Raw genomic sequence first — 10,911 nt, 5'->3', positions numbered from 1 at the left:
CCTCTGGCGCGCCATAATAACTGGGAAACCTTACCCGATCAAGGGTCTGATAACCTTCGGAGGTAACCCGCTCGTCTACGCAGCCAACACAAAGCTCGTCTATAAAGCCCTTAAACACCCTGGATTGGAACTTCACGTTGTGCTTGAATACTGGATGACACCAACAGCGCAGCTAGCAGACTATGTTCTGCCGATGCAGTCTAAGATGTTCGAAAGGCCTTACTGTGGCACCTTCGAAGACTTCCACTCGGCTGTAGCGGTCTGGGATGCTGCGGTTAAGCCGCTCGGTGAGCGGAAGAATGAATACGACTTCTTCAAAGGACTAGCTGAAAGGTTCGGGTGGGGCGAATACTTCCCCTGGAAGGATTATCGTGAAGTGATCGACTACAGGTTGTCATCTATAGGTATGACATTCGAGGAAGCGGTGAAGAAATGTATAATCTACACACCTATTGAAAAGCAGTACGAGCAGATAAACCCCAAGACCGGTAAGCCATTCGGCTTCGCTACCGTCAGTAAGCGTGCCCAAATCTACAACTACACCTTTGAGCTACTCGGTCTAGATCCATTACCAAAATATGAGGAGCCGGTTGAGAGCCCCGTAAGCAAACCTACACTCGCAAGGGAATACCCACTGATACTGACCACCGGAGGGAGGTTTAGGCCGCAGTTCCACTCGGAGCATAGGCACTGGGGCTACGGTATGAGAGAGCAGCACCCGTGGCCGCTTGTGGAGATACACCCAGAAACGGCGCGTGAGCTCGGTATAGCTGACGGGGACTGGGTCTGGATTGAGACACCTAGAGGAAGGATAAGACAGAGGGCTAGGTTAACGACCGCCATTCACCCGAGAGTGGTGAACTGCGAGGCAAGCTGGTGGTTCCCCGAAATGCCCGGAGAAGAGCCGTATCTTCACGGCGTCTTCATCTCCAACGCGAACGTTCTGACCCTCGATGAACCCGAAACACTCGACAGGGAGTGCGGCAACTGGACCAATAGAGGTCTCCTCTGTAAGGTCTACAAGGCGACAGGTATAGATGCTCTCGGATGAAAAGAAGAACCACAGATGCATCTACGGCTACGGCTACTGCCAAGCCCCGCTTGAGCTTGAAGGCTACGCCTTCAAGCTATTCTGTGATGAATGTGTGGTCAAGGAGCTGATGCAGAAGAGAAGAGACATATGGTCGTCCCCTGTAGGGTTCTCATAGGCGCTACAACCTAAACCCTCTTCCCCTTTTTACTTTTGACATTTAATGCGTAGTTGATTTTTTAAGAGGTGAGGTATCCTTACCCTATAAAATCATCCAGTAACCAATTTTCGATAGGGCAAACTAATTAAGGGGGCGTAGTAATATAAAGAATAGGTGTTCAGAGTCTTTGGGAGAACCGATGACAAAGCTCTGCGTACCAACTACCTTCGAAGACTACTTCTTGGACGAAGTCGACAAGCTGAATAGGAAGTATAAGGATTTGAACGCACGCGTCCACGAAATCTACGGCTCGTTCAAGACAGCCTTTGGCACTGGTAGGGCTTCAACAATCCTCCCGAAGGTTAATGAAGAGAGGTTTGCAAAACACGTTGAACAAGCCCACTCATATGAAATGGAGTTCGCCTTCACCCTGAACTCGGTATGCATGAACCTTGTAGAGTATACGGAGTGGGGTCATAAGAGCCTCGACGACCTCCTAAATAGTCTTTCAAGCATGAAGGTTGATACTCTCATAATCGCGATACCCTATCTTATCGAGTACGTGGCTAAGAACTACCCCGAGTTCAAGATCAATGCGTCCTCCATCTGCTACATAGACTCTTTAGAGCGGGCTTTAATGTATGAGAGACTCGGAGCAGATAGGCTTACGTTGAATGAAGATATTAACCGCTGCTTTAAGCTACTCAAGCTAATAAGGAGAGAGATTAGAGCAGATCTTGAGGTGATAGCTAATAACGGTGGTTTGCTCAAATGCCCTATGAAGACCTACCACGACACAATAAACGCTCACGTCTCTCAGTATGTGGTTGAAGATAAGGTTGGCTTCTCGTATCTGCCCTACCCATTCATGAGATGCACCCTTGAAAGACTGACCAACCATAAGGAGATCATAAGGGCACCGTGGTTTAGACCTGAGGACGTAAGGTATTACACAGAAATCGGTATCGATTACATCAAGATCGCTGGTAGAGGCCTACCAGCCAAAATCCTTCTGAGGCTCATCGAAGCTTACCTCTCCGGTAAGTATGAAGGAGATATCTACGCTTTGATCGATAACTCCTATCTGCACTTCTCCAAGGATATGTTCGACCCAAGCGCTAGGCCCCTCCCTCCACTTAAGATATCTATCAACAACCGTTCGCTGGATGGGTGGTATGAATTCTTTGTAAAGAACGATCCACCTTGCTTAATCGCCTGCGTAGGCTGTGATTACTGCGACAGAGTCGCCAAGAGGGTCGTGAAAACAGATCCTGAGTTAGAAAAGATGTATATAGAGAGGATAAAAGGTATGATCGATAAGCTGGCTTCACGAAAACCGCCTATAAAGCTAAAGGAAAAAGAGGATGGTAGCCTAATCCTCGAAAGAGAAGATCTACCAGTCTGCGTCGATGAGTATCAGATTTGCGGTGCTGGTTAAAGCCTCTATCCCCATATACCCGTCAAGCGAAAAACTATTAAATAGGGTATGTGGTGAGACATAAAGGTAGGTGTTGAGCAGTGATCTTTATACCACGTGAAGGAGAGGTTGACCTCTTTAAACCGGAGGAAGAGCTCATCACTTTTGATGCGAAAGAGATGCCCTTAAGCGGATACGAGATCACATCACCCTCTGCAACCGACATCTCACAATACAGATCGATGATGGAGAAGCTCGCCCCATCCCTTAAATCCAACGAGCACGGTTATGTTGCGGTAGACTGGAAGAGAAAGAAGAACTGCTTAGTTGTGGTAGCTGAAAGTATAGAGGACAAGATGAAGACTCTCGCCGAAAGCGGCATCCAAGCAAGTTATGAGAAGATAGCATACAAACTATGGGAGCAATCGCATCAATTTATCACGGATCGAGGGGAATTCGAAGGCATCGCTGATCTTATAGTTGAATGCGTAAAGGATGACGACAGATTCTACGTAGCCTATGATTGGGCTAAGAAGCGAAACGTATTCCTCTGGGCCACTAAAGCGGCTGAAGATAGGGCAAGATGCATGAGAGAAAAAGGCTTCGCAGCTGTAGTGAAGACTTAAACCATTATCAACTTTTCAACGAAACAATTGTTATTATAAGTATGGTCTAAAGAGGCTCTTATCTTATTGGATATTTCTCTTGACAACTGATGTAGCCAGCTAACTGAAGTACAAATTCGACAAAAGAATCACAATAAACTTTTAAGGGAGTTGAGCATTAAGAAGACAGGTGCTCGTATTTATGGCTGAAAAAGTGGTGCGGTATACCAATTGTACGAAAGGCGGACCTGTCTTCGTGTATGTAGAAGATGGTAAGATAGTACGCGTTGAACCGCTTGAATTGAGCCAAGATGATGCGGAATCGTGGGTTATTGAAGCAAGAGGGCGGAAATTCTCACCTCCAAGAAAAGCGTTGGTCGCATCTTGGACCTTATCAACAAGAGCCAGAGTATATGCTCCCAATAGGATTCTTTACCCACTTAAAAGAGTAGACTTTAACCCAAACGGTTCGAGGAACCCAGAAAACAGAGGCAAATCAGCATACGAGCGAATAAGTTGGGAAGAGGCTCTTGATATCCTATCATCAGAAATTGAACGTATCATTAGAAACTATGGCGCCCCAGCGATAATCACAACACCGTCTTCACATCATAGCTGGGGAAATGTGGGATATAGGTTCAGCGCTTACCACAGATTCATGGCTATGCTAGGAGCCACATATGTGGATCATAACCCAGACAGCTGGGAGGGTTGGTTCTGGGGTGCGATGCACCACTGGGGTTTCTCGTGGAGGCTGGGAATCCCAGAGCAATACGACCTTCTTGAAGACGGCCTAAAGCACTGTGAGCTTCTTGTCTTCTGGTCTTGCGATCCACACGCAACGCTAGGTACATACGCGGGTAACGAATCTGTGCCTTGGAGGTTCTGGTTAAAGGAACTTGGTGTAAGGATGATCTTTATCGACCCCTTCTTCAATTGGACCGCGATGAACTTCGCCGATAAATGGCTCGCTCCAAAGGTTGGAACAGACACAGCCTTGGCTTTAGCTATCGCTTACACGTGGATCAAAGAAGATACATATGACAAGGATTATATTGAAAAAAGAACTTTAGGCTTCGAAAAATGGCGGGACTATGTTTTAGGTAAAGATGACGGAGTACCAAAGACCCCTGAGTGGGCTGAAGAGAAATGCGACGTACCCGCTAGAGAGATAAGGGCGCTGGCAAGAGAATGGGCGAGGAAGAAGACTATGCTTGCTATAGGACGAGGTGGAATGGGAGGCGCCTGCAGAGCTGCCTACGGCCACGAATGGGCTAGGATGATGGTTCTTTTAGCCGCTATGCAGGGCTTAGGCAAGCCTGGAAGGAATATATGGGGTACAACAGCTGGAGTACCATATAACGCGCAATTCTACTTCCCAGGCTACGCTGAAGGAGGCATCTCAGGGGACGCAACTAACACAGCCGGAGCCATCCTACTATCTAGAGGAGTCACTAAGATGCCTGTCAGATGGACCGTAAATGAGCCTCAAGGGCAGCACATTTTGAGGCTCCTCTTACCTGAAGCTATTTTGAATCCACCAGTGAGGTGGAGGGGAAAGGGTTTTGCAGGCGCGTATCCTGAGGCGCAGTTCAGAGAGTACAAATATCCTGAAGACGGCTTTCCCACAGCTAAGATGTTCTGGAGATATGGTACGGCCTACATCTCCACAATGACCGAGACCAATAGATGGGTTAGAATGTACAGAAGCCCAAAACTTGAGTTCGTCGTCAACCAAGCGATCTGGTTCGAAGGTGAAGCTAAATTTGCCGATCTAATACTACCTGCGTGCACAAACTTTGAAAGATGGGATATCGGAGAATGGGCTTCATCAGGCGGATACACACCACACCTATCCGATTCAACAAACCACCGGATAATAGTTTTCCAGATGAAGTGTATAGAGCCTCTCGGTGAATCGAAATCCGATTACCAGATATTCGCAACTGTTGCAAAAAGGTTAGGGTTCTATGAGAAATATACGGAAAACGGAATGACAGAACTTGATTGGGTGAAGAGACTGTTCGAGGTTACAGATCTATCGAAATATCTTACTTGGGAAGAGTTTAAGAAAAAGGGGTACTTCGTTGTTCCACTACCTAAGCCATACAAACCAACACCGGCTTTGAGATGGTTCGCCGAAGCGAGAAAAAGGGACACACCAGATACAGGGCTTACAGGAGGTAGAATCATGGGTATTCCAGACGGATGCGGCCTTGGAACACCATCCGGGTTACTGGAATTCGAATCAACCACCTTGAAAAGGTTTGATCCATCAGACCCCGAGAGACCGCCTATACCGAAGTATATACCGTCGTGGGAGGGGCCTGAAAGCCCTGCTGCACAAAAATATCCACTTCAATTGGTATCGCCACACCCACGTTATACCTTCTTCACACAGTATGATGGTAAAGAGAGCTGGATTAATGACATCCCTGACCATAGGCGTAAGGGTAAAGATGGGTACTACTACTGGATACTCAGAATAAACCCGGAGGATGCGAGTAAAAGAGGGATAGTTGACGGCGACTTGGTTAAAGTGTACAACGATAGGGGAGCTGTTATCTGCATAGCCGAAGTCACAGAAAGAATACGGCCAGGAGTCGTACATTCCTATGAGGCGAGCGCTATATATGATCCTCTTGGCGAGCCTGGAGAATCTCCTGATCGTGGAGGGTGCATCAATATACTGACGCCAGCCCGTTTAATGTCTAAAAACGCTAGCGGAATGGCACCAAACTCATGTATGGTAGAGGTATCAAAGTGGGGGTGAAAGAATGGCAAGATGGGCGATGGTTATCGACATAGATAAGTGCATAGCCTGCTACTCATGTTTTATCGCTTGCAAAGACGAATTCTGGGATAATGATTATCCACCCTACTCGGTGGGCATAAAGAAACTGGATCAAACGTTGATAAGGTTGATGAAAAGAGAAAGAGGGAAGTTCCCTCATGTAAAGGTCGCCTATATGCCGATCCTCTGCATGCAGTGTGGCGATCCTCCCTGCGCGAAAGTGGCTAGAAACAACGCAGTATATGTTAGAGCCGATGGAGTAGTGGTTATAGACCCTCAAAGAGCAGCTGGTCAAAGAGAAATTGTAGAGGGTTGTCCCTATCATGTAGTGAGCTGGAACGACGAAAAGGGTATCCCGCAGAAGTGCACCTTCTGTGTTCACCGTATTGAAAGCGGTAAAACCCCTAGATGTGTTCAAGCCTGCCCAAGCGGGGCTATGATCTTCGGCGATTTAGAGGATGATCAAAGTGAAGTAAGTAAAATAGTAAAGGGAGGGTTGGCTGAACCCTACCATCCAGAGTACGATACAAAGCCAAATGTCTATTACATGAATCTTTACAGAATAACTAAATACTTCATAGCCGGAAACATTGTTTGTAAAGATACGGATGAATGTGCTGAGGGTGTTGAGGTAACTCTTATAAACGAGAGAACGGGTGTAAATAAAACGGTATTCACAGACTCGTTCGGCGGCTTCGAATTTGATGGCTTGGACTCTGACACAACATACAGTTTAAGAATCGCATACGCAGGCTATGCGCCCAAAGAACTACGCTTAAAAATCGATAGAAACGACATCTATCTGGGCAACATATTTATCGAAAGAATCTAGTCGCATAAAAACTATTCATAATATTTTTGATCAGCAAAACAGCGCGATTCAAGCGGTTAAGAGAGGTTACTGTGTTAATGCGAATTCACGTAGAACTTCCTTTGTATGCTGACCGACCTCCGCTGGGGGTAGATGCCTAATCTTTAGTTGACACTCAGAGAACTTAAAAGGTATGCCTGGCACCTTTACTTTCTGCCCTTTGTATTGAATCTCAAGTATCATATTACGATGGATTAATTGCGGGTGATTTGCCACTTGTAGTGTGGTATTTACTGGCGCACAAGGCACTCCAGCAGCAACTAAAGCGTCTACAAGCTTTGCAGTCTCCCAGCCTTGTAGTATACTGTTAAGTTTTTCTACTAGGCTTGACCTATTTGCATATCTCTCCTCCTTCGTCGTATAGAGGGGGTTGCTGAGCAACTCCTCTGCTTTTATTACTTGGCAGAATTTCCTCCAGTGCTCGTCCTCGAATGCCGCTATGAAAACGTAGGAATCCTTTGTCTTAAAAACCTGGTATGGTGCACCGACCGGCGCAGCAGAACCCATTCTTTCTCGTATTTTTCCGGTTATGGAGCTGTAGGCAATCCAGTATCCTGCCCATAACGATGCAACGTCAAGCATTGAGACGTCGATAAATTGACCCTTCCCGGTCTTCTCTCTATATAAGAGAGCCGAAGTTATCGCCAACGCGGCATAAACGCCTGCGCCATAATCGATGATAGATGCAGGTATCCTTGAAGGTAAACACGGTTCAGGGTCTCCGGTTAGTGACATCAGCCCAGATTCGGCTTCAATTATTGGATCCCAGGCGGGGCGGCTGCTATACGGCCCGTCTTGCCCATAGCCTGATATAGAGCAGTAGATTATGGTTGGGTTGATTTTTTTGACGCTCTCGTAATCCAATCCAAATTTCTTTAAGGTTCCTGGCACGAAGTTCTCCACTATAACATCAACCTTTTTAGCTAGCTCGACGGCGATCTTTCGCCCTTCTTCAGTTCTAAGATCTAGGACGATGCTGCGCTTGTTTCTGTTATTTGTTATGTAGATTGTTTCAAGCATTCCGACCCAGTGTCTCCCTCTGTCCCCTCTCCCAGGGACCTCTACCTTAATCACTTCCGCACCTAAGTCGCCTAGAAGCATTGTGCAGTGAGGTCCAGATACTTCGTGAGTGAAATCTAGAACCTTTATTCCTTCAAGCGGAGCTGTAATCATAGGTAGATCGATTTCCTTATCTTACGAAACCTGTTATTAAATGTTTTCTTGATCAGCTAGAGCGGCGCCAAGTAGCCTTACTGATACACAACCATAGACCTTAGCTGGAGAAGCAAGTTGCAAACAGGAAGGTTGTGCTAAAAAGATAATCTAGGTAGATGGTAGGGTTATGAGATCGCTACAAAGGTTGATATAAGAGGGGTCGAAAGGTTCAAATATTACCATATTGGTCGTAGTGTGTGAGGCGAATAGTTAGATGCCTAAGCTGGCTGTGATAGGTGGATATCTTGGAGCTGGCAAGACTACGTTAATAGTTTCGATAGGTAGGAAGTTTGTTTCTGAGCATAGCTTGAAGGTTGCCATTGTAACGAACGATCAGGGGGATGTTCTTGTTGACAGTAAGGTAGTTGGCTGGGCTGGTTTTCCTTTTGTTGAGGTTCAAAATGGCTGCTTCTGCTGTAGGTTTCCTGATTTTATAACGAAGGTTGACGAACTCGTGAGCTTAGTCAAGCCCGATTTGATTCTTGCAGAACCTGTTGGTAGCTGCACAGACCTTGTAGCGACCGTCTACAACCCGCTTACAGAGTATCATAAGGGGAAGTTAGATCTAGCACCTTATGTTGTGTTGGTGGATGCGAAGAAGGTGCTCAACGTAGCAGGGTTAGATGCCTCTAAGGATAGACAGTTAGCTCTCATGGCTTGGCAGCTCCAAGAAGCAGATCTAATATGTATTAACAAAGTCGATCTGATAGATCAGTCGGAGCAACCTAAGGTGCTTGATGCGTTAAAGAGGTTTTATTTTGAGGAGCCGGAGTGTTTGTTTATCTCAGCCAAAACTGGCTATAACCTAGATAGACTATGTGATTACATCTTGAATAGAAGGTATGAGCGGAAGGGTGGTGTCGATGTCGATTATGATATGTATGCTGCAGCCGAAGCAGATCTAGGGTGGTTTAACGGTTCCTTTACACTCGCATCTAATAAGCCAATTTCGATGAAGCATCCTCTCTCCCATTTACTGAGTTTGATCGGCAAGACGATTGTAGAGAAGAAGCGACGCATAGCTCATCTAAAGCTCTTCTTTTCATCAAGTGACGGTGCTGGTAAGGCTAGCCTAGTCGATTTGAGTCAAGGCGTCATCTTTGATTCTGAACCGCCAGTATGTTCAAAATTAGATGTTGTGATGAATATTAGGGCAGAATTAAGCCCTGAAGATCTATCACAGGCGGTCTTGGAGGGGCTCCGAAGAATATCAGCAGAATACTCTATAAGGTTTGAAAAATGGTCTGCTAAAAGCTTTACACCAGCTTATCCTCAACCCTATTACCGGATAGAGGTTTAAAGACGTAAGATTTACAAATAGAAGGTCGGTGTAGTATGCGGAGGTGTTTGATAGAATGGATGTTTTTGAATGCATAATGAAAAGGAGAAGTGTAAGATCCTTTATCCCAGAGCCTGTCGGCGATGACGTGGTAAGGGAGGTGTTAGAGGCTGCTCGCTGGGCGCCATCTGCGCAAAATAGGCAAGAGTGGGCATTTGTTGTCATTCGAGACAAAGAGGTCAAGAAGAAGATAATGGATGTGGTGATAGACATCGAGTTGAACATTACAAGAACGGCGTGGAATAGACTTAAAGTAGGTGGTGAAGCGCTGGAGACGATGGTGCAGGCGATCAGAAAATCTACGGGGCGAGACATAACAACGCACAACATAAAGGATCAGCCTGACCTCGACGATCTACTTAAAAAGTTCACAGTAGATGGTATCATTAACATGTTCAAAGCCGATCTTCTAATAGCGGTCTACCGGAAGGTAGTTGAGGAACTAAGCCCAACACTAACTAATGCATACGATATGGGTGCAGCTATAGAGAATATGCTGCTCGTAGCCACGAGCCGAGGACTCGGCTCGGTCTGGGCAGGAGGCTTCGCGAGGAAGGAGATTAAAGTTGAGCATCGAGCTGTTGGTGCTGCTGTTAGGACATTCTATAGAGATAAAATATCAGAAATTCTGAACGCGCCCCCTGAGATGGAGCTCTGCGCTCTAGTGTTTATCGGTAAAGCAGCTGTTGAGCCGCCTCCGCCCCCAAGGAAACCTCTTGAGCAAATAGCGTTCCTAGATACGTGGGGCAACGCTTGGAAATATTCACCACCATCTCTTTAAGAAGCTCCTAGGAACTGTGCGCTGGTATGGAAAATATATGTTATGAAACCCCCTCAGCATCAGCTTCGTAGTCGAGTAGGTGTTCCTCTTCCTCAGAAATCTTCTCACCGAGATGGTTATAGATCCCGATCTTTAATGCTTTGTAGGGCAGAAGTGCGCATTTTATCCTAACAGGATTAAGGCCAAGAGTCTCAATACCAAGCGCATCGAGTAGGTCTTTTTTAGAGAATGAGAGAAGTTCATCCAGCTTCTTTCCTTTCAAAAGTTCCGTCATGAGAGAGGCTGACGCTATGCTTATAGCACATCCTTTGCCTTTGAACTTTATATCTTCTACCTTTTTGTCTGCATCTAGTTTTATGTAGAGTTCGATGTCGTCGCCGCACAGTGGGTTAGATTCCTGCACCTTTATTTGCGCATCTTCTATGCTCCCGTAGTTTCTGGGGTGGCGATAGTAGTCAAGTATCATATCGCGGTAGAATTCTGAGCTCATAGTTTGAATATGCGCCTCGCTTTATATAGCCCCTCTACTAGAGCATCTATGTCGCTCTCACTATTATAGATGTAGAAGCTCGCTCTGGCGGTCGCTGCGACACCAAGTTTGGTCATCAGTGGCATAGCGCAGTGGTGCCCGGCTCTTATAGCGATACCCTCTTCATCAAGTATGGTCGCCAAGTCGTGCGGATGTATACCAGATAGGTT

The 10,911-nt window shown here is 46.2% G+C and carries 11 protein-coding genes; 8 read left to right on the top strand and 3 right to left on the bottom strand.

All coding sequences use genetic code 11. The features are described 5' to 3' along the window. From HA494_06340 to HA494_06315, 6 genes are all read left to right on the top strand, one after another. On the top strand, positions 1 to 1,051 hold a 1,051-nt coding region (locus tag HA494_06340; protein ID NHV97388.1), incomplete at its 5' end, for a molybdopterin-dependent oxidoreductase. After that, positions 1,038 to 1,208 carry a hypothetical protein gene (locus HA494_06335; protein NHV97387.1) on the top strand — a complete coding sequence of 57 codons (171 nt, stop codon included), beginning with the start codon at positions 1,038 to 1,040 and terminating at the stop codon, positions 1,206 to 1,208. The genes HA494_06340 and HA494_06335, both read left to right, overlap by 14 nt. Positions 1,209 to 1,377: 169 nt before the next feature. Further along, complete coding sequence (locus tag HA494_06330) at positions 1,378 to 2,628, top strand: hypothetical protein (GenBank protein NHV97386.1); 1,251 nt, start codon at positions 1,378 to 1,380, stop codon at positions 2,626 to 2,628. A gap of 80 nt (positions 2,629 to 2,708) precedes the next feature. Continuing rightward, a complete protein-coding gene (locus HA494_06325) occupies positions 2,709 to 3,233 on the top strand; it encodes a hypothetical protein (GenBank protein ID NHV97385.1) in 525 nt (174 codons plus the stop codon). A 181-nt stretch (positions 3,234 to 3,414) separates the two neighbouring features. Beyond that, complete coding sequence (locus HA494_06320) at positions 3,415 to 5,985, top strand: molybdopterin-dependent oxidoreductase (GenBank protein NHV97384.1); 2,571 nt, start codon at positions 3,415 to 3,417, stop codon at positions 5,983 to 5,985. A gap of 4 nt (positions 5,986 to 5,989) precedes the next feature. After that, the gene (locus tag HA494_06315; GenBank protein ID NHV97383.1) at positions 5,990 to 6,838 is read left to right on the top strand and encodes an oxidoreductase; all 849 of its coding nucleotides are present in this window, start codon (positions 5,990 to 5,992) and stop codon (positions 6,836 to 6,838) included. Between the two features lie 66 nt (positions 6,839 to 6,904). Here HA494_06315 and HA494_06310 read toward each other — a convergent pair whose 3' ends face one another. After that, positions 6,905 to 8,050, bottom strand: a complete 1,146-nt coding sequence (locus HA494_06310) for a CoA transferase (protein ID NHV97382.1) — start codon at positions 8,048 to 8,050, stop codon at positions 6,905 to 6,907. A gap of 256 nt (positions 8,051 to 8,306) precedes the next feature. On the opposite strand from HA494_06310, the gene HA494_06305 reads away from it, so the two are divergent. Beyond that, the gene (locus tag HA494_06305; GenBank protein ID NHV97381.1) at positions 8,307 to 9,392 is read left to right on the top strand and encodes a hypothetical protein; all 1,086 of its coding nucleotides are present in this window, start codon (positions 8,307 to 8,309) and stop codon (positions 9,390 to 9,392) included. 55 nt (positions 9,393 to 9,447) lie between these two features. Further along, positions 9,448 to 10,212: a hypothetical protein gene (locus HA494_06300; protein NHV97380.1), complete on the top strand. Its 765-nt coding sequence runs from the start codon at positions 9,448 to 9,450 to the stop codon at positions 10,210 to 10,212. 40 nt (positions 10,213 to 10,252) lie between these two features. On the opposite strand, the gene HA494_06295 is transcribed toward HA494_06300, so the two are convergent. After that, entirely contained in the window at positions 10,253 to 10,702 is a 450-nt protein-coding gene (locus HA494_06295; GenBank protein ID NHV97379.1) for an SUF system NifU family Fe-S cluster assembly protein, read from the bottom strand. Then, on the bottom strand, positions 10,699 to 10,911 hold a 213-nt coding region (locus tag HA494_06290), incomplete at its 5' end, for an aminotransferase class V-fold PLP-dependent enzyme (protein ID NHV97378.1). The genes HA494_06295 and HA494_06290, both read right to left, overlap by 4 nt.

The sequence above is a fragment of the Nitrososphaerota archaeon genome (assembly GCA_011605775.1).
Lineage (GTDB): Archaea > Thermoproteota > Nitrososphaeria > Nitrososphaerales > JAAOZN01 > JAAOZN01.
Note: the sequence above shows the minus strand (reverse complement) of the source record. Positions and strands in the feature narration are given on the sequence as shown.

Coding starts and splice junctions, on each gene's coding strand:
- HA494_06310 (NHV97382.1), bottom strand. CDS start 8,050: ATGATTACAGCTCCGCTTGAAGGAATAAAGGTTCTAGATTTCACTCAC.
- HA494_06300 (NHV97380.1), top strand. CDS start 9,448: ATGGATGTTTTTGAATGCATAATGAAAAGGAGAAGTGTAAGATCCTTT.
- HA494_06320 (NHV97384.1), top strand. CDS start 3,415: ATGGCTGAAAAAGTGGTGCGGTATACCAATTGTACGAAAGGCGGACCT.
- HA494_06305 (NHV97381.1), top strand. CDS start 8,307: ATGCCTAAGCTGGCTGTGATAGGTGGATATCTTGGAGCTGGCAAGACT.
- HA494_06335 (NHV97387.1), top strand. CDS start 1,038: ATGCTCTCGGATGAAAAGAAGAACCACAGATGCATCTACGGCTACGGC.
- HA494_06295 (NHV97379.1), bottom strand. CDS start 10,702: ATGAGCTCAGAATTCTACCGCGATATGATACTTGACTACTATCGCCAC.
- HA494_06315 (NHV97383.1), top strand. CDS start 5,990: ATGGCAAGATGGGCGATGGTTATCGACATAGATAAGTGCATAGCCTGC.